29 protein-coding genes are annotated in these 26,704 nt (G+C 63.5%); all 29 read left to right on the top strand.

Going from position 1 to position 26,704, the window contains the following annotated elements:
* The first annotated feature begins 14 nt into the window (after positions 1-14).
* Entirely contained in the window at positions 15-584 is a 570-nt protein-coding gene (locus FHW69_RS00935) for a PilZ domain-containing protein (protein ID WP_183421123.1), read from the top strand.
* 327 nt (positions 585-911) lie between these two features.
* The gene (locus FHW69_RS00930; RefSeq protein WP_343203936.1) at positions 912-2,327 is read left to right on the top strand and encodes a sigma-54 dependent transcriptional regulator; all 1,416 of its coding nucleotides are present in this window, start codon (positions 912-914) and stop codon (positions 2,325-2,327) included.
* Between the two features lie 104 nt (positions 2,328-2,431).
* Complete coding sequence (gene fliE, locus FHW69_RS00925; RefSeq protein ID WP_183421121.1) at positions 2,432-2,761, top strand: flagellar hook-basal body complex protein FliE; 330 nt, start codon at positions 2,432-2,434, stop codon at positions 2,759-2,761.
* 34 nt (positions 2,762-2,795) lie between these two features.
* A complete protein-coding gene (gene fliF / locus FHW69_RS00920) occupies positions 2,796-4,499 on the top strand; it encodes a flagellar basal-body MS-ring/collar protein FliF (protein ID WP_183421120.1) in 1,704 nt (567 codons plus the stop codon).
* Positions 4,489-5,502, top strand: a complete 1,014-nt coding sequence (fliG, locus tag FHW69_RS00915; protein WP_183421119.1) for a flagellar motor switch protein FliG — start codon at positions 4,489-4,491, stop codon at positions 5,500-5,502. The genes fliF and fliG overlap by 11 nt, the downstream gene beginning before the upstream one ends.
* A complete protein-coding gene (locus FHW69_RS00910; RefSeq protein ID WP_183421118.1) occupies positions 5,502-6,152 on the top strand; it encodes a FliH/SctL family protein in 651 nt (216 codons plus the stop codon). The genes fliG and FHW69_RS00910 overlap by 1 nt, the downstream gene beginning before the upstream one ends.
* Positions 6,149-7,516 (top strand): flagellar protein export ATPase FliI, encoded by a 1,368-nt coding sequence (gene fliI / locus FHW69_RS00905; protein WP_183421117.1) that lies wholly within the window; start codon positions 6,149-6,151, stop codon positions 7,514-7,516. Before FHW69_RS00910 ends, fliI begins: the two co-directional genes overlap by 4 nt.
* Positions 7,513-7,941: a flagellar export protein FliJ gene (gene fliJ / locus FHW69_RS00900; RefSeq protein ID WP_183421116.1), complete on the top strand. Its 429-nt coding sequence runs from the start codon at positions 7,513-7,515 to the stop codon at positions 7,939-7,941. Before fliI ends, fliJ begins: the two co-directional genes overlap by 4 nt.
* A 52-nt stretch (positions 7,942-7,993) precedes the next feature.
* On the top strand, positions 7,994-9,100 hold the full coding sequence (locus FHW69_RS00895) for a flagellar hook-length control protein FliK (protein WP_183421115.1): 1,107 nt from the start codon (positions 7,994-7,996) through the stop codon (positions 9,098-9,100).
* Positions 9,101-9,320: 220 nt separating this feature from the next.
* Positions 9,321-9,806 (top strand): flagellar basal body-associated FliL family protein, encoded by a 486-nt coding sequence (locus FHW69_RS00890; RefSeq protein WP_183421114.1) that lies wholly within the window; start codon positions 9,321-9,323, stop codon positions 9,804-9,806.
* Positions 9,807-9,822: 16 nt separating this feature from the next.
* Positions 9,823-10,827 carry a flagellar motor switch protein FliM gene (gene fliM / locus FHW69_RS00885; RefSeq protein WP_183421113.1) on the top strand — a complete coding sequence of 335 codons (1,005 nt, stop codon included), beginning with the start codon at positions 9,823-9,825 and terminating at the stop codon, positions 10,825-10,827.
* Between the two features lie 328 nt (positions 10,828-11,155).
* The gene (gene fliN, locus FHW69_RS00880) at positions 11,156-11,443 is read left to right on the top strand and encodes a flagellar motor switch protein FliN (RefSeq protein ID WP_221195398.1); all 288 of its coding nucleotides are present in this window, start codon (positions 11,156-11,158) and stop codon (positions 11,441-11,443) included.
* Positions 11,440-11,874 carry a flagellar biosynthetic protein FliO gene (gene fliO, locus FHW69_RS00875; protein ID WP_183421112.1) on the top strand — a complete coding sequence of 145 codons (435 nt, stop codon included), beginning with the start codon at positions 11,440-11,442 and terminating at the stop codon, positions 11,872-11,874. Before fliN ends, fliO begins: the two co-directional genes overlap by 4 nt.
* Positions 11,871-12,623, top strand: a complete 753-nt coding sequence (gene fliP, locus FHW69_RS00870) for a flagellar type III secretion system pore protein FliP (RefSeq protein ID WP_183421111.1) — start codon at positions 11,871-11,873, stop codon at positions 12,621-12,623. The genes fliO and fliP overlap by 4 nt, the downstream gene beginning before the upstream one ends.
* Positions 12,620-12,889, top strand: a complete 270-nt coding sequence (gene fliQ, locus FHW69_RS00865) for a flagellar biosynthesis protein FliQ (protein WP_183421110.1) — start codon at positions 12,620-12,622, stop codon at positions 12,887-12,889. Before fliP ends, fliQ begins: the two co-directional genes overlap by 4 nt.
* Positions 12,889-13,656, top strand: a complete 768-nt coding sequence (fliR, locus tag FHW69_RS00860; RefSeq protein ID WP_183421109.1) for a flagellar biosynthetic protein FliR — start codon at positions 12,889-12,891, stop codon at positions 13,654-13,656. The genes fliQ and fliR overlap by 1 nt, the downstream gene beginning before the upstream one ends.
* A gap of 4 nt (positions 13,657-13,660) precedes the next feature.
* Positions 13,661-14,803: a flagellar biosynthesis protein FlhB gene (gene flhB / locus FHW69_RS00855; RefSeq protein ID WP_183421108.1), complete on the top strand. Its 1,143-nt coding sequence runs from the start codon at positions 13,661-13,663 to the stop codon at positions 14,801-14,803.
* Between the two features lie 2 nt (positions 14,804-14,805).
* Positions 14,806-16,902, top strand: coding sequence for a flagellar biosynthesis protein FlhA (gene flhA, locus FHW69_RS00850; RefSeq protein ID WP_221195345.1), 2,097 nt, complete (start codon positions 14,806-14,808; stop codon positions 16,900-16,902).
* Positions 16,903-17,029: 127 nt separating this feature from the next.
* On the top strand, positions 17,030-18,370 hold the full coding sequence (gene flhF, locus FHW69_RS00845) for a flagellar biosynthesis protein FlhF (protein WP_183421107.1): 1,341 nt from the start codon (positions 17,030-17,032) through the stop codon (positions 18,368-18,370).
* Between the two features lie 68 nt (positions 18,371-18,438).
* A complete protein-coding gene (locus FHW69_RS00840; RefSeq protein ID WP_221195344.1) occupies positions 18,439-19,314 on the top strand; it encodes a P-loop NTPase in 876 nt (291 codons plus the stop codon).
* The gene (locus FHW69_RS00835) at positions 19,311-20,042 is read left to right on the top strand and encodes an RNA polymerase sigma factor FliA (protein WP_183421106.1); all 732 of its coding nucleotides are present in this window, start codon (positions 19,311-19,313) and stop codon (positions 20,040-20,042) included. The genes FHW69_RS00840 and FHW69_RS00835 overlap by 4 nt, the downstream gene beginning before the upstream one ends.
* A 65-nt stretch (positions 20,043-20,107) precedes the next feature.
* Positions 20,108-20,506, top strand: coding sequence for a chemotaxis response regulator CheY (gene cheY / locus FHW69_RS00830; RefSeq protein ID WP_183421105.1), 399 nt, complete (start codon positions 20,108-20,110; stop codon positions 20,504-20,506).
* Positions 20,507-20,521: 15 nt separating this feature from the next.
* Complete coding sequence (locus FHW69_RS00825) at positions 20,522-21,163, top strand: protein phosphatase CheZ (protein ID WP_183421104.1); 642 nt, start codon at positions 20,522-20,524, stop codon at positions 21,161-21,163.
* Positions 21,164-21,170: 7 nt separating this feature from the next.
* Positions 21,171-23,162 (top strand): chemotaxis protein CheA, encoded by a 1,992-nt coding sequence (locus tag FHW69_RS00820; RefSeq protein WP_183421103.1) that lies wholly within the window; start codon positions 21,171-21,173, stop codon positions 23,160-23,162.
* Between the two features lies 1 nt (position 23,163).
* Positions 23,164-23,904: a flagellar motor protein gene (locus FHW69_RS00815; RefSeq protein ID WP_183421102.1), complete on the top strand. Its 741-nt coding sequence runs from the start codon at positions 23,164-23,166 to the stop codon at positions 23,902-23,904.
* On the top strand, positions 23,901-24,896 hold the full coding sequence (motD, locus tag FHW69_RS00810; protein WP_183421101.1) for a flagellar motor protein MotD: 996 nt from the start codon (positions 23,901-23,903) through the stop codon (positions 24,894-24,896). The genes FHW69_RS00815 and motD overlap by 4 nt, the downstream gene beginning before the upstream one ends.
* Positions 24,896-25,684, top strand: coding sequence for a ParA family protein (locus FHW69_RS00805; RefSeq protein WP_183421100.1), 789 nt, complete (start codon positions 24,896-24,898; stop codon positions 25,682-25,684). The genes motD and FHW69_RS00805 overlap by 1 nt, the downstream gene beginning before the upstream one ends.
* Positions 25,684-26,247 (top strand): hypothetical protein, encoded by a 564-nt coding sequence (locus FHW69_RS00800; protein WP_183421099.1) that lies wholly within the window; start codon positions 25,684-25,686, stop codon positions 26,245-26,247. The genes FHW69_RS00805 and FHW69_RS00800 overlap by 1 nt, the downstream gene beginning before the upstream one ends.
* Positions 26,244-26,702, top strand: a complete 459-nt coding sequence (locus FHW69_RS00795) for a chemotaxis protein CheW (protein ID WP_183421098.1) — start codon at positions 26,244-26,246, stop codon at positions 26,700-26,702. The genes FHW69_RS00800 and FHW69_RS00795 overlap by 4 nt, the downstream gene beginning before the upstream one ends.
* Positions 26,703-26,704: the final 2 nt, after the last annotated feature.

The following is a 26,704-nucleotide window of genomic DNA, read 5'->3' as shown; positions in this document are numbered from 1 at the left end:
GGGCGGGGGCGCGCATGAACGAAGATATCTGGCAGGCGTTTTCCGAGCGCGTGACCTACGACGGCCAGTTCCACGCCACCTGCGTGGCGGCGCCGTTGCCTGATGCCGCGGCGATCAGTGCACTCAATGACCGCAACCTCAGCGTTCTGACCGCCGTGGCCGCTCTGGTCGAAAAGCGGGCGGAAACGCCTGAGGACGACACGGCGGTGACCAACGAGCTTTCGCGCCTGGACGCCAAGTTGAACGTCCTGATGGAAATCGTGAACCGCTTGCTGCTGCCGCAGGCGGACCTGCCGGGTCGCATCGCACTTCGTTTCAATGCCTCCGGGGCTGTGCTGCCCTGGAGCGGCTTGCCGCCGGTGGGCCAGACCGTACTTCTGCGCATCCACTTTGACGTGTGCCGGGCACTTCCGCTGGAACTTCCGGGCCAGCGCCTGGCAGGCCCGTCAGACGGGCGTGGGTTCGTCGGGTTTCAGGGGCTGGGCGAGTCAGTGCGCGACGCCATCGAGCGTCTGGTATTCCGCCATCACCGCCGTCAGGTGGCTGAAGCGCGCCTGGCGGGTCGCCCACCCGAATCGGTCTGATTCGCATCGGCTGCTGGAAATGCCTGATTTCAAGCTCTTTTCCGGCAATGTGACCTACTGCGTCACCTGACAGAATGTCGTCACTGCGCACATCGCGTCACATTTGCGACGCGTGTCGTCATGTTTGACACGTGGCGTCGGCCGTCACGCTCGCCTCACGTCATCGAGAGGGAATCCTCACGCGTCGGAACACCGCCATATGACGTAAATCTCCATCGTTGCGCGGCGGTTTTCCGCCGCTGGCACGGAAATTGATTGATACCTTGCAACGAGGCCAGACGCATTGCGTCCGGTTCCTTCGGTCATCGCATTGCAATGAGGTATCCAGTGAAGTCTTCCAACTTTCTCGTGATCGAATCCGACGCCCCCCGCGCTCAGGCCATCATCTCGGCGCTTTCCTTTCTGGGGTATCGACCGGTTCTCGCCGAGCGCGTTGATGTTGACGTTGCAGGTGACCAGTGGCGCGGCGCTTTCGTCGGCACGGTGGAAGACGAAGCGGAGCTGGAGTCCTACCTTGCATTGCTGGGACGCGGCGCGCGCAACCTGCCGATGCTGGTTGCAGCCGATTCCCCGGTAGCCACTTCGCTGATTGCCGACGATGCGCGCAGTCAGCTGATCGAACTCATTGATCTTCCACTGCGTTACGAGCGCCTGGCCGAGGCCATGCGCAGCCTGCAGACGCGCGTTGAGCCGATTGCGGCCAGCCGTCGCTTCGTGGGGCAGTCCGGCCCGATGCAGCGTGTCAACGGCCTGATCCGCCAGGTCGCACCGTTCGATTCCAGTGTGCTGGTGCTCGGCGAGTCCGGTAGCGGCAAGGAACTGGTAGCGCGCACCATCCATGATTGTTCCCCCCGTCGCGACAAGCCGTTTGTTGCCATCAACTGTGGCGCGATTCCGGCAGAACTTCTGGAAAGCGAGCTGTTCGGCCACGAGAAGGGCGCCTTCACCGGCGCCATCAGCACCCGCAAGGGTCGCTTTGAGCTCGCCGAAGGCGGCACGCTGTTCCTAGACGAAATTGGCGACATGAGCCTGCCGATGCAGGTCAAGCTGCTTCGCGTGTTGCAGGAGCGCGTTTTTGAGCGTGTGGGTGGCAATCGCGCCCAGCGCTGCGATGTGCGCATCATCGCAGCGACGCACCGCAATCTTGAAGATTCCATCGAGCGGGGTTCGTTCCGCGAAGACCTGTTCTATCGCCTGAGCGTGTTCCCGCTGGAAATGCCGCCGCTGCGTCAGCGTCTGGAGGATCTGCCCGCGCTCATCAGCGAGTTCAACCAGCGTCTGGTGCAGCGTGGGCTGTCCAGCGTGCGCTTTGCTCCCAGCGCGATGAATGCGCTTCGTCAGCACGGCTGGCCGGGCAACGTGCGTGAGCTTTCCAATCTGGTGGAGCGCATGGCCATCCTCATGCCGCACGGCGAAGTGCGCGCTGCCGATCTGCCGGAGAAATATCGCGGCGCTGTGTCGATGGAAGAGGTTTCCGGCGCGGCGCTCATTGCGCTGATGGAAGAGCAGCCGGTGATCGCGGATGCTTTCAGCTACGGCGAAGGCGATCCGTCTGTGCTGCCGCTCGAAGGTCTGGATCTGAAAGATCACCTGGCCGGCATCGAGATTGGCCTCATCCGTCAGGCTCTCAACTCCGCCAATGGTGTGGTCGCACATGCGGCCAAGCTGCTGCGTGTTCAGCGCACCACGCTGGTGGAAAAGCTGCGCAAGTACGGCCTCAGTGAGTCGGTGCAGGCGGGCTGATCAGCTATTTCGCTTCAGTTGTGGTGTGTGCGGTTGTTCTGGCGAGGATTGGCACAGGTCGTGCTTTAAGTGTCATCAGACCAGTTACGCGTTGGAATTCCGTCATGACCACCATTGATGTAAGCAGCCTGCTTTCCCAGATGCGTCGTATCAGCAGCCAGGCTGATCTTCCGCCCGCGAATCCCATTGGCGAGATCAGTCCCGCCACCAAGGAATCCTTCGGCAATCTGCTCAAGCAGTCGATCGAGGGTGTGGCAAAAACGCAGGAAAAGGCAGGCCAGCTGGCCGCCGGTTTTGAAAGGGGTGATCCGGGCGTCGATCTTGCGCAAGTGATGATTCAGGGCCAGAAGGCCGACCTGTCGTTTCGTGCAATGACCGAAGTGCGCAACAAGATGGTCGATGCGTACAAAGAAATCATGAACATGTCGCTTTGATGCGACCGCTCCTGGATGAGACCTGAGTTGAACCATGTCAGATAACGGCGTCGCCACCACACCATCCAACGACGCGTCGCGCATGGGCTCTTTGAAGTCGCTGGCGCAGACGCCGGCCGCGCGCCAGATCTTTCTGCTTGCGGGCATTGCTGCCGCTGTGGCTATTGGCATTGCGGCCGTTCTCTGGTCGCGCGCGCCGAACTATGGTCTTCTGTATGGCGGCCTGGAACAGAAAGATGCTGCCGCCGTGACCCAGGCGCTGCAGACCAGCAATACACCGTATCAGTTGAGCTCTGATGGCAGCTCCATTTTCGTGCCCGCTGCCGATGTGGCGGGCGTGCGGTTGAAACTTGCAGGGCAGGGGCTGCCGCAGGGCAGTGCCGCCAGTTCCGTGCCGCAGGCAGACTCACCGTTCGGCATGAGCGACATGGCCGAGCGCACGCGCTATCAGCAACTGCTGGAGACGGACCTTTCCAACACTATCGCCGGGCTGCAATCCGTGCGCGCTGCACGCGTGCATCTGGCGTTGCCCAAGCCGTCGGCATTCATTCGCGACAACAAGCCGGCCAGCGCATCGGTGGTGGTGACGCTGTATCCGGGGCGTCAGCTCGATCAAGGCCAGGTGGCCGCCATTGTTCATCTCGTGGCCGCCAGCGTGCCCGATCTGGATACGCGCCAGGTTTCGGTGATTGACCAGCAGGGCAACCTCCTGACCGTCAGCGATCCGGACAGTGCTTCGGCCATTGGTGATAGCCGCCTGCGTCTGTCCAATCGCATCGAAGCCACGTACACGCAGCGCGTCGAGGATCTGCTCACGCCGCTGGTGGGCGCGGGCAAGGTGCGTGCACAGGTGTTTGCCGATCTGGACTTCTCCAAGACCGAGAAGGCCAGCGAAGTGTTCAATCACGACAATCCCGCGTTGCGCAGCGAGCAGACCAGCAGCGATACCCGTCGTGATGCCGCCTCTGAAGGTGGCGTGCCTGGTGCGCTTAGCAATCAGCCGCCGAACACGCCGGCCCAGCCCACGGCAGCCAAGCCCAACGCAGGTGGCAAGCCGGGGCAGACGGCCAGTACACAGACGGCGCAGGAGCCTTCGCAGCAGAGCAGCAGTGCTACACGCAATTACGAACTGGACCGCACCGTCAGTCACGTGACCGATCCGGCTGGCAAAGTCGCCCGCCTCAGCGTTGCTGTGGTGGTGGACAACAAGCAGGTTCCGGACAAGGACGGCAAGTTCAAGAGCGTGGCCTTCACGCCTGAAGAACTGGAGCGCCTGACGACGCTGACGAAGAACGCCGTAGGCTTCAATGCCGAACGCGGTGACAGCGTCAGCGTCATCAACGAACCATTCCGCGGACAGCCGTCCGACGAAGCACCGGTCAGCATGCCGTTCTGGGAAAAGCCGGGCATGCTCGACCTCATCAAGCAGGCGCTGGGCGTGCTGGTGGCGCTGATCGTTGGCTTCTTCGTGCTGCGTCCGATGATGCGTGGCCTGCTCAAGCCGGCGGCACCGCAGCAGGTAGCCGCGCTGGAAGGTCCGCTGCCCACGGTTTCTGTCATGGTTGACGACGATGATCTGGCGACCGACGAGGTCCGCTCATCCCACGCGGCTCAACTGGGCTCGCCGGCACTGCTGGCATACGAACAGAAAATCGGCCTTGCCAAGCGCATGGCCGCCGAGAATCCCAAACAGGTGGCGCAAGTCGTGAAGAGCTGGGTATCCGACGATGGCGGTTGATCAGAACGCGACCCTTACGGGCGCACAACGGGCGGCTATCCTCCTGCTTACGCTGGGTGAGGAAGACGCCGCCACGGTCCTGAAGCATCTGGGCGCACGCGACGTGCAGGCCGTGGGTACTGCCATGGCCGCGCTGAAGAACGTGTCGCGCGATCAGGTGGACTTCGTGCTGACCCGGCTTCAGGAAGACATCGGTTCGCACACGGCCATTGGCGTGGGCACCGAGGAATACATTCGCAAGATCCTCGTCAATGCCCTGGGTGAGAACAAGGCCGGTGGTCTCATCGACCGCATTCTTCTCGGTCGCAGCAGCAAGGGTCTGGAGTCGCTGAAGTGGATGGAAAGCCGCGCCATCGCCGAGATGATCGGCCAGGAGCATCCGCAGATCATCGCGCTGGTGATGGCGCATCTTGAGTCCGACCAGGCGGCAGAAGTCATCGGGTACCTCGCGCCGCGCGTACGCAGCGACGTGGTCATGCGCATCGCCACGCTGGATGGCGTGCAGCCGCACGCGCTGAACGAACTGGACGAAATCATGGAGCGCCAGTTCTCCGGCAACTCCAACAAGCTGAAATCGGCCAGCGTGGGTGGCCTCAAGGCGGCGGCCGACATTCTCAACGCGATGGAAACCTCGCGTGAAGCGGAGCTGATGGCCTCCATCCGTGGTCTGGACAACACGCTGGGCGAGAAGATCGAAGAACTGATGTTCGTGTTCGACGACCTTGCCGATCTGGACGACCGAAGCATGCAGACGCTGTTGCGCGAAGTGCCGTCGGCGCGCCTTATCACGGCCTTGAAGGGTGCGGAGCCGGCCATTCGCGAGAAGATATTTTCCAACATGTCCAAGCGTGCAGCCGACATGCTGCGCGACGATCTGGAAGTCAAAGGTCCGGTGCGTCTTTCCGAAGTCGACGCCGCCCAGAAGGAAGTGCTGGCTACCGCGCGGCGGCTTGCTGATGCAGGTCAGATCAATCTCGCCGGTGGCGGGGAAGAATTCGTCTGATGACTCTTACCTCCATCCTCGCCCGCGAGCGCGTCGAACAATACGAGCGATGGGAATTCCCCGTCGTGGACGGTATCGACGCGGCACCTGCGAATGATCCCAAGGTGGAAGTGGACGAAGGTCCGCACCGCCCGACGGTTGCCGAAATCGAAGCCATCGAGCGGCAGGCCCGCGAGGAAGGCTTCAACGCCGGGCTTGCCGAAGGTCGTGCCACTGCGCATCGCGAATTGCAGGCACAGGTGGCGCGCCTGGAAGCATTGTATGCAGCGGCCACCCGGCCGCTGGCCGATCTGGATGCAGACGTCGCGGCCGACCTCGCGCAGTTGGCCACCGTCATTGCCGAGCGCGTGCTCGGCTACGAAATCGCCACGGCACCTGAGCGCATCGTGGACGTCGTTCGCCAGTCGGTAGATACGCTGCCCGCAGGCACGCGTCACCTGAAAATTCATCTTCACCCCCTGGACGCGGCTATCGTGCGCGATCACCGTTCCGCGGCGGATCATGAGTGGGTCGTTGTGGAAGATCCCGCACTCCAGCGCGGCGATTGCCGGCTGGAAAGTGAATCCTCGCGACTGGACGCCCGCGTGCGCACCCGGCTGGCTGCCGTGATTGATGCTGTACTGGAAGGTCAGGTGGAACCGGAAGAATGAACCCGGACGCGCACATCGCCGAGCGCAATGCTCACTGGCGCGACGCCCTGGCGGCGCAGCGCGAGAATGCATCGAAAGTCCGTCCATTGCAGGCCGAAGGCAAGCTTCGGCGGGTGGTGGGTCTGACGCTTGAAGCCGTTGGGTGCGAGGCACCCGTGGGCGCGCGCTGCATGGTTGCGGGTGCTGATGGAGCGCAGCTTGAGACGGAAGTCGTGGGTTTCTCAGATGGACGCCTGTTGCTGATGCCGACCGGTGAAATGCATGGCGTGCTTCCGAACGCGCGTGTCACCCCGTGTGCTGGCGTGTCCGGCGTGCCAGTAGGCGATGCGTTGCTCGGTCGCGTGATCGGCGCAGATGGCCTTCCTCTGGATGGCCAGGGGCCGTTGCTGGCGCGGGAGCGCGCACCGTTGCGTCGCGATCCCATCAATCCCATGGCACGCCGTCCCATTGATACGCCGCTGGACACGGGCGTGCGCGCGATCAACGCGCTGCTTACTGTGGGGCGTGGTCAACGCATTGGTCTGTTTGCGGGTTCAGGCGTGGGTAAATCGACGCTGCTGGGCATGATGACGCGCTTTACCGACGCCGATGTCGTGGTGGTCGGCCTGATCGGCGAGCGCGGCCGCGAAGTGAAGGAATTTGTGGATCACACGCTGGGCGAGGAAGGGCGCCGACGTGCAGTGGTTGTGGCAGCGCCTGCCGATGCGCCACCGCTCAGTCGTCTGCGCGGCGCGCAGTTGGCGACGGCTGTGGCGGAGCACTTCCGCGACCAGGGCAAGCGCGTGCTGCTGTTGATGGATTCGTTGACCCGCTACGCGCAGGCACAGCGCGAGATCGCGCTGGCCATCGGTGAGCCGCCGGCCACCAAGGGCTATCCGCCGTCTGTGTTTGCCATGCTGCCGGCGTTGGTCGAGCGTGCGGGCAACGATGCAGAAGGCATCGGTTCCATCACCGCTTTCTACACCGTGCTGACCGAAGGCGATGACTACCGCCACGATCCCATCGCCGATTCGGCGCGTGCGATTCTGGACGGTCACATCGTGCTGTCACGCGACATGGCCGAGGCGGGACACTATCCGGCCATCGACATCGAGGCGTCCATCAGTCGTGTGATGCCGGCCGTGGTCAGCAAAGATCATATGAAGTCCGCGCAGCGCTTCCGCCAGGTGTATTCGGCGTACCGGCAGCAGCGCGATCTGATTGCCGTGGGTGCTTATCAGAAGGGCAGTGATCCGCGCACAGACGAAGCGATCGCGCTTTATCCAAAGCTGTCCGCGTTCCTTCAACAGGAGACCGACGAGTCCGTGTCGCTTGAGCAGGCCGAAGAAGCACTGGGTGATGTTGCCCGTGGCGGTGGCGCGTGACCTCGCGCGCCGACCGGCTTCAGCCTGTGGTTGACCTTGCGGCCGAGAAAGCCGAGAAGGCCACCCGGTCGCTTGCCGATCATCAGCGTCAGGTTGTGGCGGCCGAAAACCAGCTGGCCGAGCTTCGCCGTTATCGCAACGAGTACGCCACGATGCCCGACGGCCTGGGTGTTGCGGCGTTGCTGAACCGACAGCAGTTCCTGCTGCGCATCGACACGGCCATCGTGCAGCAACTGGGCGAAGTCCAGAAGCGCGAGCTGGCGCTGGCGCGCGCGCGTGGCGAATGGGCCGATGCGCGGGGCAGAGCGAAAGCGCTCGATACCGTGACCAGCAAATACCGCGAGCAAGAACGAAAGCAGGAAGATCGCCGCGAGCAGGAGCAGGCCGACGAGCGGTCTCAATATCGCCGCGCACCCCGGGGATAGTGGTGCATCACCCGATGCCCGACATCCTTCAAGTCAACAGAGAAACCGCCGCATGATTTCCTCCACTCTCAATGCCGTGCTGCCGACTTCCACCGCGTCGTCGACCCCGTCCGTCACGACGCCCGCGCCGGCTAACGGCAGCACGACGTCATCGCATCGTTTTGACGCAGCGCTGGACGCGGCCAACAAGCAAACGGCCAACGCGAAACGCGACAACGCACGTGATGCCGCGTCGGCATCAAGCGGTTCGTCGTCGTCGCAGTCCACGGCTGCCAGGCCGACAGCTACCAAAAAAGAGTCGACCGATGAGTCGAAGGCTTCCGATAAGAAAGGCGACGACAAAGACGCGGCCGACACAGGTGACAACCCGGCTGTTGCTGCTGTGCTGGCGCTGATCGGTATACCGCCGAAGGTCACCGCCGTGGCCGGCAAGGCACTGGACGCCGCCACCGATGCGCTGTCCGGCAAGCCCGACGCGGCGCTCGCCGGCATCGGTCAGAACGCCGATGCCATGGCGTCCCTGACTCAGGCCCAGCTCCAGGCGCAGGCGCAGGCCGCCGCTGCAAGCGCCGCCACGGCGGTGCCCGTTCAGCCGGAGGCGACGGCGGCGGAAGCCGGATTCCTGGCCGTCATCAGTGGCGCGGCGAAGGATGCCGATGCTGCCATCAAGCCCGATGCGTCCGCTGCTATCGCGCTGCCTGCCATGCATTTGCATACGGCCGCCAATCAGGACCCGCAGAACGTCACCCTGCAATCCACCCAGCCCGCGACCTCACCGCAGTTCGCGCAGGAGCTTGGCGAGCAGGTGGCATGGATGGGCACCGGCAACATCACCCAGGCACGCATCAAGCTGCATCCGGAAGAGCTGGGCTCCATGGACGTGAAGGTCAGTGTCGAGCACGGCAAGGTCAATGTGGCGTTCGCCACCGAGCATCCCGCCGCCGTCACGGCCGTGCAGCAGACGCTTGCGCACCTGGACACGATGCTTGCGCATCACGGCCTGTCGCTGGGCAATGCTGAGGTCAGCCAGCAACAGGCCCGCCAGGGCGGCTCGTCGGAAGGGCGCGGCAATGATGCGTCATCGGGCGACGGTCAGGACGATGTGGCCGCTGTCACCACCGTGCGCACGCCGCGCGGGCTGGTTGATGAAGTGGCGTGATCGACGATGCGCTGACGCGCGTCAAAAAATCATCGCGCAACAGGGTGGGTGTCAGAGAGTCCGCATTTGCGGTGCCACTGCGCTAACTGTGCGCCAAATCACGCTTTTATTTGCATGATTAATCGTCAATGATGCGCGCCCCAACGTGGCACACGACTTGCACAATGGGGTAATGAGCGCGTTCGCGCATCCGACATCGTATTTGTAAAGAGGCTTCACCATGGCAGCTGCGGCACCCGAGACCACCACCCCGCCCAAGAAAGGAAAGGGCCTCATCATCGTGCTGGGCGCGCTGGTCGTGCTTGCGATTGGCGGTGCGGGCGGCTGGTTCATGATGAACAAGGGTGCTGTGCACGGAGCGGGCGCCGCCCCGGCCCGCTCGAACCTCCCCGCTTTGTATCTTCAGCTTGATCCCGCCTTCGTGGTCAATTTCCAGGACGAAAACGCCCTGCGTTTTCTGCAGGTGGGCGTCAACGTGATGTCGCACGATCCGGAGGCCATCAAGGCCGCCAAGGATGCTGATCCGGAAATCCGCAACGCGCTGCTCATGCTGTTCTCGGCGCAGGACTTCAAGTCGCTTTCCGATGTGAAGGGAAAGCAGAGGTTGCAGGCCTCCGCACTGGCTGAAATCCAGCGAGTGCTGAAAGAAAAGATCGGCCGCCCGGGTGTGGATGCCGTGTACTTCACCAGCTTCATCATGCAGTAACGGAGTTCGCCGGCCCATGAGCGACATCCTCACCCAGGAAGAAATCGACGCGCTGCTGGCCGGTGTGGAAGGCGGCGACGTCGAAACGGAAGTGGAGCTTCCGCCTCCGGGCGGCATCCAGGATTACGATTTCACCCAGCAGGACCGCATCGTTCGCGGTCGCCTGCCCACGCTCGAGATGGTCAACGATCGTTTCGCGCGGTATTTCCGCCAGAACCTGTTCAACGTGCTGCGCAAGTCGTGCGAAGTGTCGGTGCTGGGCGTCAAGATGACGAAGTTCAACGAGTACGTGCACTCTCTGGCCGTGCCCAGCAACCTCAACCTGATCCGCATCAAGCCGCTTCGCGGCACGGCGCTAATGGTGTTTGAGCCTCGTCTGGTGTTCACCGTCATCGACAACTTCTTCGGTGGAGACGGACGCTATCACGCACGTATCGAGGGGCGCGACTTCACTCCCACCGAAAACCGCGTGATCCAGATCGTGTTGCAGGAGGCATTCACCTCCATGGCCGAGGCCTGGGCGCCGGTGCTGAAGATGCAGTTCGAGTTTCTGAATTCGGAGATCAATCCGCAGTTCGCCAATATCGTCAGCCCGACCGAGACCGTGGTCGTATCGCGTTTCCATGTGGAACTCGATGGCGGTGGTGGCGAGGTGCACCTGACCCTTCCGTACTCGATGGTCGAGCCCATCCGCGAACTGCTGGATGCGGGCGTGCAGAGTGACCGGGCGGAGCGTGACGAGCGCTGGATTCAGAATCTCCACGAAGAAATCCTGGATGCCCAGGTGGAACTCACCTCGTTGCTCGCCGAGGCTCAGCTGAGCATTGGCGACTTCCTGCATCTGCGCCGTGGCGACGTTATTCCGATCAACCTGCCCGAATTCGCCACGGTGTTCGCCGAGGACGTCCCTGTGTTCCGTGGCCGCATGGCCAACAGTGGCGGCAACAAAGCCGTGCAGTTCGAAACGCTGCTCCGTCGCCGCGAGCAGCGCGGGCCCGACCCGGTGGTGGCGTTGACCTGAGGTCGCACGGGTTTGTCGGTGGCTTCTCGTGAGCAGGCTCGCGATAGCCTGCCAGTCGGAGTGTCAGCTGACCGTCGCGGTGACTAACTGCCGTCAAGCGTCAATAATTTGCTCCAGAGGCGGCACGCCTTGCGAGATCTTCGCAAGGCCAACCCCCAATTCCCTGATTTCCAGCCGTTTTTTTCGGCATTTCACGTAACCACCACCATGGCATGCGCTTTGCATTGACAGGAACATCCCTCGTTAAGCGTAGTGAATGGCCATGAGTACGACTGATCCTTTTGCTTCCCCCGACACCGTTGAAGGTCCCGAATCCGCCCAGGTGCAGATGGGGCAGACCAGCGGGCTTGGCAGCGAGGTCAATCTCGATGTGATCCTCGATGTGCCGGTCACCATGGCCATGGAAGTGGGTCGCACCAAGATCAGCATCCGCAACCTCCTTCAGCTGAATCAGGGCTCGGTGGTCGAACTCGACCGCGCAGCCGGCGAGCCGCTGGATGTCTTTGTGAACGGCACGCTTGTCGCTCACGGCGAAGTGGTCGTCATCAACGAAAAATTCGGCATCCGCCTGACTGACGTCATCAGTCCGGCCGAGCGGGTTCGCAAGCTGCGATGAAAACGGTCGCGCGCCTCGCCGCTGCCCTTGCGGGTGGCTTCACTTCCTGCGTCTTCGCGTCGGTTCCCTCGGTCGCGCCCGCGGCGCCTGCCGTGGATTCCGGTGCCGAACTGGCGCGCGTGGTGCTGAGCCTCGCTGCCGTCATCGCGCTCATCCTGGTGGTCGGCTGGTTCAGTCGTCGCGCGCAGGGCAGGGTGCGGCCTGGTGGCCGGAAAATTCGCGTCATCGAAACGATGCCCGTGGGCATCAAGGAAAAAGTGATGTTGCTGGAAGTGGGCGGCACGCAGCTGCTCGTGGGGGCCTCGCCAACCGGCGGCCTGCGCACGCTGCATGTGCTAGAAACACCGATTGTCGATGACACGCCAGTTGCAGCGGCACCGTCACTGCGCGGATTCCGCGACGTGCTTGCCCAGTGGAAGCGTGGGTCATGAAGCGCTGGAACTGGGTGTTCTTTCTTGTCCTGATGCTGCTGCCTCTTGTCGGCTTCGCCGCCGAGCCGCCGCCGGGCATCCCGCTGGTGAATGTGCAGACGGCGCCGGGTGGCGGCCAGAACTGGTCGCTGTCGATTCAGATGCTGGCACTGATGACAGCGCTGACCGTTCTTCCCGCGATCCTGCTGATGATGACCTCGTTCACGCGCATCGTGATCGTGCTGGGCTTTCTCCGTCAGGCGCTGGGCACCAACAGCACGCCACCCAACCAGGTGGTGCTTGGTCTGTCGCTGTTCCTCACGCTGTTTGTGATGTCTCCGGTCATCAACAAGGCATACGACGCGGGCATCAAGCCGTACATGGACGGCACGATGGCGGTGGAGCAGGCCATTCCCGCTGCTGCCGCACCGTTCCGTCACTTCATGCTGGACCAGACCCGCGATGCGGATCTTCAGCTTTTCACCAAGCTCGCCAAGGAAGAGCCGTATGCCAGCAAGGACGACGTGCCGTATCGCGTCGCGCTGCCGGCCTTTGTGACCAGCGAGCTTAAAACGGCCTTCCAGATGGGCTTCCTGCTCTTCATCCCGTTCCTCATCATTGATCTGGTGGTTGCCAGTGTGTTGATGTCGATGGGCATGATGATGCTGTCGCCGATGATCATCTCGCTGCCGTTCAAGATCATGCTGTTTGTGCTGGTCGATGGATGGACATTGCTGCTCGGCACGCTGGCGGGAAGCTTCTACACATGACGCCTGAATCCGTCATCGCCTTCGGCCAGCAGGCACTGCACATCGCCATGCTGGTGGGTGCACCGCTGCTGCTCACCGCGCTCGCGGTGGGTCTGCTGGTGGGCATGATCCAGGCGGCGACACAGATCAATGAAACCACGCTCAGCTTCATTCCGAAGCTGATCGCCATGGCGCTGGTGATGATCGTCACCGGCCCATGGATGCTGCGTACCCTGGTGCAGTTCACCCGCCAGCTCATTGAAAGCCTGCCTTCGGCGGTGCGTTGATGGCATTCGACCTCGGCCAGATCGAAGGATTGGTGGGAGGTGCCGCATGGGCGCTGGCCCGCGTTTCCGGCCTGATGCTGGTGGCGCCGGTACTTGGCGCGCCGGTGATTCCGCTGCGCATCCGCCTTGGTCTGTGCGTCATGCTCACCTACGTTCTGGCGCCACTCGCTCCCGTGGACATCCGCCCGTTGACCGCGCAAGGGGTCGCCACGCTGGCGCAGCAAATGCTGGCGGGCGCGGCGCTGGGCTTCGTCCTGAAAATCATTTTTGAAGCAGTGTCGTTTGGTGGCCAGTTCGTGGCGCAGTCGATGAGCCTGGGTTTCGCCGAAGTGGTGAATCCGCAGTCCGGTGGTTCGGTGCCGGTGCTGAGCCAGTTCTATACCGTGCTCGTGACGCTGCTGTTCCTCACCATGAATGGCCATCTGCAACTCATCGACCTGCTGGCGCGCAGTTTCACCACACTTCCCATCGGTGCCGATGGCATGGGTGCTGACGGCATCTGGGGGGTACTGACCTTTGCCACGCATCTGTTTGGCGGCGCCGTGCGCGTGGCGTTGCCGGCGCTTACGGCCGTGCTGGTCGTGAACCTTGGCTTTGGCGCGATCAGCCGTGCCGCGCCGTCGATGAACCTTTTCGCAGTCGGTTTTCCGATCACCATCTGCCTGGGCATGATTGCTGTCTGGCTCGCGTTGCGCGGCTTGCCCAGCGCGTTTGATTCCCTGCAAACGGACGCATGGGACATGATGCGCCGGCTGATCGGAGCATGACCCGATGAGCGAGAACGACGATCAGGATCGCGAACTTCCTGCCAGTGAAAAACGGCTTCGCGAAGCTCGTGAAAAAGGCGACGTGCCACGCTCGCGCGACCTCAGCGCGGCTGTGGTGGTGCTGGCCGCTGTGTCGACACTGATTGCGTCGGCCGACCAGATGGCGCTGCACGCGTCCAACATCATGCACGTGGGTCTGCGCTACAGCCGCGCCGACCTGTTTGCAGCGGACGGCGCATCGCACGCGCTGGCCACGGCCGGTCTGGAAGCGCTGAAAATGCTTGGCCCTGTGTTCTCGGTGACGATAGTGGCTGCCATTGCGGCGCCTGCGTTGCTGGGTGGTCTGAACTTCAGCGGTGAGGCACTTGTTCCGAAGTTCGACCGCCTTGACCCGATCAAGGGCTTCGGTCGTCTTGTCTCGATGAATGGCCTGGTGGAACTGCTCAAGTCACTGCTGAAGGTCATCCTGATTGGCGGGGTGCTCGCCATGTACCTGCGCAGCACCACGCGCGAGCTGGTCGCTGTGGGCGCCGGTTCGGTCAACAACGGCATTGCCCAGTCGTTCCGCATGCTGGGTCATGCCTCGCTGCTGTTCGGTTCCATGCTGGGCGTGATCGCGCTGGTGGATGCCCCCTGGCAGAAGTTCTCCTTCGCCAAGAAAATGCGCATGACCAAGCAGGAGCAGAAGGACGAGCACAAGGAAAGCGACGGCAATCCGGAGCTGAAGTCGCGCGTTCGCCAGATGCAGCATCAGATGTCCCGCCGCCGCATGATGCAGGACGTGCCGACGGCCGACGTGATTGTGGTGAACCCCACGCACTTTGCTGTCGCGCTGCGTTACGACGATGGCGCCATGCGGGCGCCGCGCGTGATCGCCAAGGGCGTGGATGTGATGGCCCAGCAGATTCGTGACGTGGCCAGCGCGCACAAGCTTCCCTTTGTGGAAGCCGCTCCGCTGGCTCGTGCGCTTTACAACACCACCGAAGTGGGCAAGGAAATCCCGGCAGCGCTGTATGTGGCTGTCGCGCAGATTCTTGCTTACGTGTATCGCCTGAAGCAGGCCGTCGCCAACGGCGACCTGCCGCCTGATCCGCCGACCCCGGAGATTGATCCGGACCTCCTCGGCCCCTACCGCATGGATACCTGACGATGGCTGTCCCATCCAACATCATGAGCACGCTCAAGCACGTCGGTCGCCGGGGTATTGGCGCGCCGATTGCCATGCTGCTGATGCTCGGCATGATGATGCTGCCGCTGCCGCCGTTCATGCTGGACCTGCTTTTCACCTTCAATATCGCGTTGTCGCTGGTGATCCTGCTGGCCGTGATGTACGTGATGCGGCCGCTGGAATTTGCCTCCTTTCCCACCGTGGTGCTTTTCGCCACGTTGCTGCGCCTGGCGCTGAACATTGCCTCGACCCGTGTCGTGCTGCTGCACGGACACATGGGCCCGGGTGCTGCCGGCAAGGTGATCGAAGCCTTCGGCGAATTTGTGATCGGCGGCAACTTTGCGGTCGGTTTCGTGGTGTTCGCGATCCTCACTATCATCAACTTTGTGGTGGTGACAAAGGGCGCCACGCGCGTGTCGGAAGTGACTGCGCGCTTCACCCTTGATGCCATGCCCGGCAAGCAGATGGCTATCGACGCCGACCTCAATGCTGGCCTGCTCACCCAGGAACAGGCCCGCGAGCGTCGTCAGGAAGTGCGCGAGGAAGCGGATTTCTACGGCTCGATGGACGGTGCCAGCAAATTCGTCCGTGGTGACGCCACGGCCGGCATCCTGATCCTGGGCATCAACATCATTGGCGGCTTCTTCATCGGCATGCTTCAGCACGGGCTGTCGGCCTCGGAAGCGGCGCGCACCTATACGCTGCTGACCATTGGTGATGGCCTGGTGGCGCAGGTGCCCGCGCTGATGCTCTCCATTGCCGCTGCGGTGATCGTCACCCGTGTGTCCAAGTCCCAGGAAATGGGTAGCCACGTCATGGGCCAGCTGTTCGGGCAACCCAAGGCGCTGGGTGTGGCGGCTGTGGTACTCGCGGTGATGGGCTTGATTCCGGGCATGCCCAACATCGCCTTCCTGCTGCTGGCCGGCATCTGTGGCGGCGGTGCGTATCTGCTGCACAAAAAGGCCCAGGATCTGAAAGACGGTGTCACGCCGCGTTCGCAGGTGGCCAACGTCGAGCCCGCCACGCCGCCCGAGCGGCTGGAACTCAGCTGGGAAGATGTGGCCACCGTCGATACGGTGGGGCTGGAAGTGGGCTATCGCCTGATTCCGCTGGTGGATCGTGCGCAGGGTGGTGAGCTGATGGCGCGGATCAAGTCCGTGCGCCGGAAGCTGTCGCAGGAGCTGGGTTTCCTCGTGCCTTCGGTGCACATCCGGGACAACCTCGACCTCGCGCCGCATGCGTATCGCATCAACCTCATGGGCGTGCCCATGGGCGAGGCAGAAATTCATACGGAGCGGCTGCTGGCGATTGATCCGGGCCGTGTTCACGGCACGGTCAACGGTATTGCCACGCGTGATCCGGCCTTCGGCCTCGATGCCGTCTGGATCGAGCCGGGCATGCGCGAGCACGCGCAGACGCTGGGCTACACCGTGGTTGATCCGGCCACCGTGATCGCCACGCATCTGTCGCACATCCTGCAAAGCCACGCTCACGAGTTGCTGGGGCATCAGGACGTGCAGCAGTTGCTGGACCGCCTCACCGCGCAGGCGCCCAAGCTGGTGGAAGACCTCATCCCGAAAAAGCTTTCGCTGGGCGTGGTGGTCAAGGTGTTGCAGAACCTTCTGGCCGAGCGCGTGCCCATCCGCAACATCCGCAGCATCGTCGAATCTTTGGCGGAGCATGCGGGCCAGAGTCAGGATCCCGGCGTCCTTGCCGCTGCCGTGCGCGTCACCCTCGGTCGGCAGATCGTGCAGGAGATCGCTGGCCTCGGATCAGAAATTCCCGTCATTACGTTGGCGCCGGAGTTGGAACAGATCTTGCTCCAGTCCCTGCAGGGCGGCGGCGTGGCCGGAGCGGCTGTGGAGCCGGGTCTGGCGGATCGTTTGCAGCAGAGCGTTGCCGATGCAGCGCGGCGGCAGGAAGCGGCGGGCGAGCCGGCTGTACTCCTTGTCGCACCGACGCTTCGGCCGTGGCTTGCACGGTTTACCCGACATGTGGCCCAAAACCTGCATGTACTCGCCTACAACGAGGTTCCGGACAACCGCCGCGTCAAATTGGTGGCAGCGCTCGGACGATAAGACCGCTTCTTGAAGGATTCAAACGGATGGACAAGCGCAAGACAGGATTTCCCCGGATCGTCGCCGCCAAGGCCGACACCTGCGCATTGCCCTGCAACCTGATTCACGCAACGAAAGGCTTCCACGCATGAAAATCAAACGCTTCGTTGCTCCGGACATGCGCCAGGCCATGCGCCAGGTACGCGACGAACAGGGTCCGGATGCCGTCATCCTTTCGACGCGCCGGCTGGACGATGGCATCGAGATCATCGCCGCGCTCGATTACGACGAGGCGCTGGTGCGCGAAGCGGCCGGGCAGGGCAACGATGCCGTGCCGCGCCTGACCGAGCGCGAAGCCCTCTTTGCTGCCGAACTGGCCAACCCGCCGCAGCGCCGTGAGGCGCCACGCGACACTCATCGCGATACACGTGCCTCCGCGGCACCCCGCACGGCCCCACCTGCCCATCCCAATGCACCGCAGGCGCATTCCAGCGCCGCGCTGGCGGCCAGCGTCGCTGACGCGGTGCGTGCTTCGGTGGGCCCGGCCAACGACATGGCGGTGAACACCATGCGTGCCGAACTCAACAGCCTGCGTGAAATGCTGGAAGTGCAGCTTTCCGCGCTGCGCTGGAATCAGACCGAGCGCGAACAGCCGTTGCAGGCCCGCGTGCTGCGTGAAATGACCCGCCTGGGCATTGATGGCGACGTGGCCCGCTCGCTTTGCGCCGAGCTGCCGCGCACGATGACTCCCGAGCAGGCGCGGTATCTGCCGCTGGGCATCCTCAGCCGCAACATCCGCACGACGGGTCGCGAACTCAACACCTTCGGTGGTGGCGTCGTTGCCTTCGTGGGCACCACCGGTGTCGGCAAGACCACCACCATCGCCAAGCTGGCGGCACGCGCCGTGCTGCGACATGGCGCTGCCAACGTGGCGCTGGTCAGCGCCGATCAGTATCGCATTGGCGCGGGTGCCCAGCTGGAACACTACGGTCGCCTGCTGGGCGTGCGCGTGTTCAACGCGCATGACGCCACCAGCCTGCGCAATGTGTTGTTGCAGCTGCGTGGCCGCCACACGGTACTGGTGGACACCGCCGGCATGGCCGGCTCCGATCCGAAATTGCAGCAGCAGTTCGACACGCTGCGCGCATCGTCAGACGTTCGCGTGTGCCAGGTGCTGGCGGCCAATGCGCAGTCGCAGTCGCTCGATGCGGCGATCCGTGCGTATGCACCGATTGCCCCACAGACCGCCATCCTGACCAAACTGGACGAAGCGCCGTTGCTTGGGGGTGCGTTATCCGCACTTATCAGGCATGGTTTGTCGCTTGACTACACCACGGATGGCCAGCGCGTACCCGAAGACATCGCTGTGGCTGACTCGCGAAAGCTGGTTTGCCTTGCAGCGCAGCTCCTGAAAAATCGTAACGACGAACCCGACGATGCCGTGCTTGCCGATCGCTTCGGCCTGCCCGCCATGGCGGCGACGGTCTGACCCCGGAGTCCATCGAAGTGAACCAGGCATCCGGTCTTGAATCCCTTATGGCGGTAACGACTCCTTTCATGACCACACCCGTGAACAACAGCCAGGCAGCCGGACTCAACTGGCTTGCCGACCGTAAGCCGTGCCGCAGCATCGCCGTGGCCGGCGGCAAGGGCGGCGTGGGCAAGACCACTGTCGCCGTCAATCTTTCGATGGCCCTGGCGATGGGCGGGCGCGATGTGCTGCTGCTGGACGCCGATCTGGCCATGGCCAACATCGACGTGCTGCTGGGCTTGCAGCCCACCCGCCACCTGGGACACATGCTCGACGGTGCCTGCACCATCGAGGAATTGGTGCTGCATGCGCCGCACGGCCTGAAGGTGATTCCGGCGACGTCCGGTGCCCGTCGCATGGCGCAGCTACCCAACATCGAGCATGCCGCCGTCATCCGCGCGTTCGACGAATACGCGATGCCGCCGGAGTTTCTGGTGGTAGACACGGCGGCCGGCATTTCCGACAGCGTGTCGATGTTTGCGGCCGCGTCGGACGAAGTGGTGGTCGTAGTCTGCGACGAGCCCGCTTCGCTGACCGATGCCTACGCGCTGATCAAGGTGCTGAGCCGGGAGTTCGACGTGAACCGGTTCCGCGTGGTGGCCAACATGGTTCGCCATGCGCAGGAAGGTCGTCAGCTCTTCGAGAAGTTGTCGCGCGTTACCAGCCGTTTCCTCGACGTTTCGCTGGATTTCATGGGAATGGTGCCGCACGACGAGTATCTGCGACAGGCGATTCGTCGCCAGTCGGCGGTCGTCGAGGCATGGCCGAGCAGCCGTTCGGCGGTCGGATTCAAGAATTTGGCACGTGCGGTCGATACATGGGGTGAACCCGAGCCCCGGGCACAGGGTCGGATCGGCTTTTTCGCTGATCGGACAACCATGGGGGGAGGGCTGCCGTTGTGAGCGTTGCGACCGAGTACCTGGAAGTCACGCGAATCCCGGCGGACCAACTGGTGCGCATCCACGCCCCACTGGTCCGGCGGATTGCCTATCACCTGATGGGACGCTTGCCGGCAAGCGTTGATGTGGGCGACCTGATGCAGGCCGGCATGATTGGCCTGCTGGAAGCCGCCCGCAACTACTCGCCGACTCGCGCGGCCAGTTTCGAGACCTATGCGGGTATCCGCATCCGGGGCGCGATGCTGGACGAACTGCGCAAGACGGACTGGACCCCGCGCTCCGTGCATCGAAAGCTGCGCGAAGTGGCGGAAGTGACACGACAGATCGAGAACGAAACAGGCGGCGATGCCGACGACGTGGAAGTGATGAAGCGTCTGGGCATTGATGCCATGGAGTACAACCAGATTCTGGCCGACGCGGCGAGCGCGCGGTTGCTGAGCCTTTCCGCCCCCGAGGGTGACGAAGGTGCAGCCATCGACGTGGCAGACCCCGACGCCCAGGGTCCGGAAGGATTGTTCGAGGATGCGGGCATGCGCACAGCGCTGGTCGCGGCCATCGACGGTCTGCCCGAGCGCGAGAAGCTGGTGATGTCGCTGTACTACGAGGAAGAACTCAACCTCAAGGAAGTGGGTGCGGTACTGGGTGTGAGCGAATCGCGTGTCTGCCAGATTCATGGGCAGGCGCTGATCCGGCTTCGTGCGCGCATGACGGGATGGAACGCAAGAACGTGATGGCGCCGCTTTGAGCGGCGACGTCGGAATCAACAGCAAACGCGCGGTCAAGGCGGAGTAGCGTTTTGGACAAGAACATGAAAATCCTCGTGGTGGATGATTTCTCCACCATGCGACGCATCGTCAGGAACCTCCTGGTGGAGCTGGGTTTCACCAATGCCCTGATTCAGGAGGCCGAAGACGGCACCGCAGCGCTGGTGTCGCTGCGTGCGCAGAGCTTTGATCTGGTCGTTACCGACTGGAACATGCCCAACATGACCGGCATTGATCTGCTTCGCGCCATTCGCGCGGATGCGAAGCTGAAGTCGATTCCCGTGCTGATGGTCACCGCGGAAAACAACCGCGACCAGATCATCGCCGCCGCCCAGAGTGGCGTGAACGGGTATGTCGTGAAGCCGTTCACGGCGGTCACGCTGAAAGAAAAACTCGACAAGATCTTTGAACGCCTCGCGGCGGCCGGCTAAGGGCCAGGGAACACCATGAATATCTCGCTGAACGCCGACCACGAGGTCGTACCCGAACTCCGCGAATTGCTGGACGCCGATGATCGCGCCGCTTTCGAGCAGGCGCTTGACCGTCTTCTGCGCAGCCGTGAACAGCACCTGTTTCATGCGCTGGGCTGCCTTGCGCGCGACCTGCACGACTCGGTGCGCCGTCTTGCTGCCGATGTATCCAGTGATGGCGTGCCGGGCAACATGGGCGATGCGCGCAAGCACCTGCGCGACGTTCTGGAAATGAGTGCGCAGGCCGCACATCGCACGCTGGATTTCAGCGAAAAGCTGCGTCCGCAGGCGCAGTCGCTGGCCACTCAGGCGGATGAGCTGCTGGTGCTGGACACCGCTGATCCGGCCTTTGCCGTCAACGCTACCGCGCTGGCGGTGCGCGTCGGCGATTTTGCGCAAAGCTGCGACATCGGTCTGGGCGAGATGGTGGAAGCGCAGTCCTGGCAGGATCTTTCCGGCCAGCGCGTGACCCAGGTGGAACAGTTCATGGGCAAGGTCGAATCGTCCCTGCTCGAACTGGTTCGCCTTACCGGTACGCTGGCGGGCAACAAGGCTCCTGCCGTCGAGAAGGTCAGTCAGGACGAAGTTGACCGTCTCCTCAGCGAATTCGGATTCTGAGCCGGGCATGAGTGTCGAGCTCGACAACGAGTTGCTCAACGTCTTCCTGATCGAGGCCAGGGAGCTGCTCGAGTCGTTAGGCGAGCAGCTGGTCGATCTGGAAGCCACTCCGGGTGACGCCGAACTGCTGAATGCCGTATTCCGCGCATTTCACACGGTGAAGGGCGGTGCAGGCTTCCTTGGCCTGAACGCCATGGTCGGCCTGTGCCATCGCGCCGAAGACTTGCTCAACGAAGCGCGCAACGGGGCAGTGATGCTCAACGCGGCCTACATGGACGCGTTGCTGGAATCGCTGGACCTGTTGAACGACATGATGCGTGCCGCCGATGCCGGCACGCCCATGACGCCTGCGCCGGAGTCGCTGCTGGCACGCCTGCTGATTCCCGGGCGCGCGGCAACGGCCGAGCCGGTCGCCATCACGTTGACGGCACCGATGGTGCCGGTTACCTCGCGTGATCCGATCGAAGACGAATTTGAAGCCATGCTCGACGCTGCCCATGGTGGCCGGGCAGCGGTCGCCGAGCCTTCGGGACCGATTGGCGACGACGAATTTGAAGCATTGCTCGACTCGCTGTACGGCACGGGCAATGCGCCCGGCGCATCGGCGCCGCTCGAGTTGCCTGTGGCTGCACCGGCATCGGATGCGCCCATCGGCGATGATGAATTCGAGGCACTCCTCGATGCATTGCATGGACAGGGCAAGGCGCCGGGTGCCGTCGACACGGCGGCGGTGGTCGCGGCCCCCGTGGTCGTTGCCGCTGCACCTTTGGTTGAAGCGCCGAAGCCTGCGGCTGCCGCTCCGGCGACGGAAAAGCGCGCCGCGACACCGGACACCACCGTTCGCGTCGATACCTTCCGCCTCGACAGTCTGGTCAATGCGGCTGGCGAGCTCGTGCTGGTGCGCAATCGTCTGACCAACCTTGCATCGCAGGGTGTGGAAGGTCCGATGGAGCGCGCGGTTGGCGAACTTCAGCGCGTTGCGGAAGACTTGCAGAACGCCGTGCTGCGCATGCGCATGCAGCCCATCGGCAAGCTGTTCCAGCGTTTCCCGCGCATCATCCGTGACCTCGCCCGCCAGTTGGGCAAGGAAGTGGAGCTGGTGCAGGAAGGCGAGGAAACCGATCTTGATCGCACCGTGGTGGAGGCACTGGCTGACCCGCTGGTGCACCTGCTGCGCAATGCGGTCGATCACGGCATTGAAATGCCGGACGTGCGTGAGCGCGCGGGCAAGTCCCGAGTGGGCACCGTGCATCTTACGGCGGGCCAGTTCGGTGACCATATCGTCATTACCGTCCGCGATGACGGCAAGGGCATGGACCCTGAAGTACTGCGCCGCAAGGCGGTGGAAAAGGGTCTGCTGGACGAAGAGCAGGCGGCGCGTCTGGATGAGCGCGAATGCTTCGAGATCGTGTTCCGTCCCGGTTTCAGCACGGCCAGCCAGGTGTCGGACATCTCCGGTCGGGGCGTGGGCATGGACGTCGTCAAGACGAAGATCGTGGAACTGGGCGGTCGCCTGTCCATTGATTCACGAGTGGGCGGCGGTTCGGAAGTGCGTCTGTCGGTACCCCTCACTCTGGCCATCCTGCGCGTGCTGATGGTTCGCGTGGGCACGCGCCTGCTCGCATTGCCGCTCAGCAACGTGGCCGAAGTGTTCGAGCTGTCCGAAGGGCAGATCCAGACGCTGGACGGTCGCGTGGTGGCGGCTCATCGCCAGCGTGCGTTGCCGCTGTGCGACCTTGCCGGCTGGGCTGGTGCGCCGTCGGGCGGCCGTCATGTGGTGGTTGTGCAGATTGGTCACCAGACGCTGGGTTGCCTGGTGGACGAAGTGCTGGGCCGCGAAGACGTCATGGCCAAGCCTCTGGGGCCGTTGCTCAAAGACGTTCCCGGCGTGGCGGGCGCCACCATCACGGGCGACGGGCGCATTTCGCTCGTGCTCGATCTGGCAGGCCTGGCGGATGACGCCGGTCAGCTTCTTCCATCCATGAGGGTGGCTGTCTGATATGGATATCGTAAGCGTCGTCGGAACGATTCTGGCCTTCCTGGTCATCATCGTCGGAACCATCCTCAAGGGCAGCAGCCTGGACGCCCTGTGGAATCCGGCCGCCTTCGTGATCGTGTTTCTCGGCACGCTGGCGGCACTGCTTGTGCAGACGCCAGGCCCGGTGCTCAAGCGCGCGTGGAGCATGCTCCCGTGGGTGTATCGCCCGCCGCTGATCGAGTCGGCCGATCTGGTCAGCCGGATCATCGGCTGGAGCGAAATCTCCCGCCGCCAGGGCCTGCTGGGCCTGGAGCCGGGCATCGAGCGCGAAACCGATCCGTTCGTGCGCAAAGGCCTGCAACTGCTGGTGGACGGCACCGAGCCCGATGCCATGCGCAGCGTGCTTGAAGTGGAGGTGCTGGCGCGTGAGCACACCGATATTGAAGCGGCCAAGGTTTTTGAAAATGCAGGCGCCTACTCGCCCACCATGGGCATCATCGGTGCCGTGATGGGCCTGATGGCCGTCATGCAGAATCTCGCCGAGCCCAGCAAGCTGGGGCACGGCATTGCGGCCGCTTTCGTGGCCACCATTTACGGTATCGGTCTGGCCAATCTCCTCGCGCTCCCCATGGCAGCGCGCCTGAAAGGCCTGGCGCGCGCGCGTTCGCAGATGCGCGAAATTCTGGTGGAAGGGCTGGTGTCCATCGCCCAGGGCGACAACCCGCGTCACATCGAGAGCAAGCTGCAGGGATTCCTGTCGTGAAACGCCGTCACGTCGAAGAGCACATCAACCACGAACGCTGGGCCATCCCTTATGGTGACCTGATCACGTTGTTGTTGGCGCTGTTCGTCGTGATGTACGCGGTATCCGCCGTCAACGAAACCAAATTCCGGGTCATGGCGCAGTCGATCAACGAGGCCTTCAATGGCACCGGTCGCGTCATCGAGCCCACACGCGAGGCCGAGCCGGCGCGTCAGGTGCCCATGCCCAACCAGTCGCGTGCGCCCAACGCCACGCCCATCTCGCGCATCGACGTGCCGTTGCCGCCGCGCGACCTGCCGTTGCCTGGCCACGAGGGTGCGGCCAAAGAACGTCAGGAATCGGCGGCCGTGCAGACGGCGGCTGCGTCCAACACCACGGTGGGCAAGACCGACGAGGCCAACCTCAGCCAGATTTCCGAAGAAGTGCAGCGCGCGATGAAGCCGCTGATCGACAAGAATCTGGTCAGCGTGCGCAAGACGGCCGACTGGCTCGAAATCGAAGTTCGTACCGACATCCTGTTTCCCATCGGTGTTGCCCGCCTTCAGGGCCCGGCCGAAGACACGCTGACCAAAATCGCGGGCATCCTTGCACCGTTCCCCAATGCCATGCGCATCGAGGGCTACACCGACACCACGCCCATCAGCACCGCGGCATTCCCGTCCAACTGGGAACTGTCGGCAGCACGCGCCGCCAGCGTGGCGCGCCTGCTTACGGGCGCCGGTGTGGATGCGCATCGCGTCGGCATCATTGGCTGGGGTGAATTCCGGCCCGTGGCCGACAACACCACCACGGAAGGCCGTAACAGGAATCGTCGTGTGCTCATCGTGGTGATGAGCGACAAGGCAGCGCCCGCGCGCTTTTACAGCGACGCCGACCGCATTGATCTTACAAAGACCTCCGAGCCCGCCGCTCCGTCGCCAGCGCCTGCACCTCTGCAAGCCGGCGCAGCCACGGCAGGTGCCGCCACCTTCGCGCACCCGGAGGTGCCGTGATGCGCGTGTGGGCTGTCGCCAACCAGAAGGGTGGCGTCGGCAAGACCACGACGACGGTGGCACTCGGCAGCCTGATTGCCGCCCAGGGCAAGCGCACGCTCTTGGTGGACATGGACCCGCACGCGTCGCTCAGCGGCTATATCGGCGTGGAGGGCGGTGCGCAGGGCAGCGTCTACGATCTGTTTGGGGCGGGCGGCAGCGCTGCATCGGTCTCTTCGCTGGTGCACGACACCGCGTACGACCATCTTTTTGTGCTTCCTGCATCGGCCGCCATGATCACTCTGGATCGCCAGGTGGGCACGCGTGCCGGCATGGGGCTGGTGGTGAAGCAGGCGCTTGCCGCCGTGGCGGACGAGTTCGATCAGGTGCTGATTGATTGCCCGCCCACACTCGGCGTGCTGATGGTCAACGCGCTGGCCGCGAGCGACCGCCTGCTGGTGCCCACGCAAACCGAAGCACTGGCGCTGGCAGGCCTTGAACGCATGCTGCGCAGCCTTGGCATGATCGAGCGTTCGCGCGGCCGCCCGCTGCCGCGCACCATCGTGCCGACCATGTTCGACGCCCGCACGCATGCCTCGCGCGCCTGCCTGGAACAGCTTCGCGAGCAGTACGGCGACGTGGTCAGCCAGGCGGTGATCCCCACCGATACGCAGATTCGTGAGGCCAGCGCAGCAGGTGTGCCGCTGGCATCCTGGCCAGCGGCCCGTCGGGGCGGTCTGGCGTATCGTCAATTGCTGGAAGAGCTTCAGGCGCTTCCCGCTGACGTGATGGCGGAGGCGGCGGCGTGATGACCTCGCAGCATACGGCCGATCAGCTGGTGGCCAACTATCTGGCGGAACTGCTGACGCCCGCCGTGGTGCCGCAGGACACCTCTGTGCAGGTGGTCGCGTTCGAACCGTGGCGCAAGGGCGGAGCGAGCGAACTTCCCGTCGAGGATGAGCACCGCTACCTGCTTTGTCAGGCCGCGGGCATCCAGCTCGCCATTGATACCCGCGACGTCGTGCACATGCTGCCGATGCCGCCGCTGGAGCCGCCTGTACCGCCCCATCCGGTGTGCCTCGGCCGCTGGCGTCACCCGGGCGGTGAACCGTTCGTGGCCGATCTGGCGTCCGTCGTGGCACCCGGCATGCCGGGCGCCGCACCGACCACGCTGCTGCTGTTCGCCGACCGCCGTTGGGCGGTTGCCTGCACGGTGCAGGACGAGCCGGTGTCTTTCGATCCCGACGCCGTCCAGTGGCGTACCAACACGACCTCCCGGCCCTGGTTGGCCGGCATGGCAAAAGAACCGAAATGCGCGGTGGTCAACACGGCTGCCCTGATTGAATGGCTTGAAAGGGAGGGGTGCCCATGAACGGTGCACGCCAGGCAGTACATGGTGGCCAGGGTGCATGGCTGGGCTTCATCCTCAAGGAACAGCGATACGCTGTTCTGCTTTCCAGCGTGCGTGAGGTTATCCGTTGTGGTGATGTCACTCCGGTTCCCGGAGCACCACGCGACGTGCTTGGCATCCTCAATCTGCGTGGGCAGATCGTGCCCGTGCTGGACGGTCGCCGTCGCTTTGGTCTGGATGGCAGCGTGGAGCCGGCGCTCGAAGATGGCCAGCGCGTGATGGTGTTTGACGATGAGGGCTCGATTGTTGGTATGCGCATCGACGCCATCGGCGATATGCTTGATCTGGATGCCGGTGAAGTCGCACCGCCGCCGCCCGGTCGTGCGTCCCGCAGGGACGACCCGGTCAGTGGCGTGGTGACGCGGCACGATGGTTTTATCGCACTTGTTGACGTGCAGCGCCTCTGCCGGGTCTGACG

It is taken from the genome of Luteibacter sp. Sphag1AF (assembly GCF_014192715.1).
GTDB lineage: Bacteria > Pseudomonadota > Gammaproteobacteria > Xanthomonadales > Rhodanobacteraceae > Luteibacter.
This window is presented reverse-complemented; position numbering and strand designations above follow the sequence as displayed.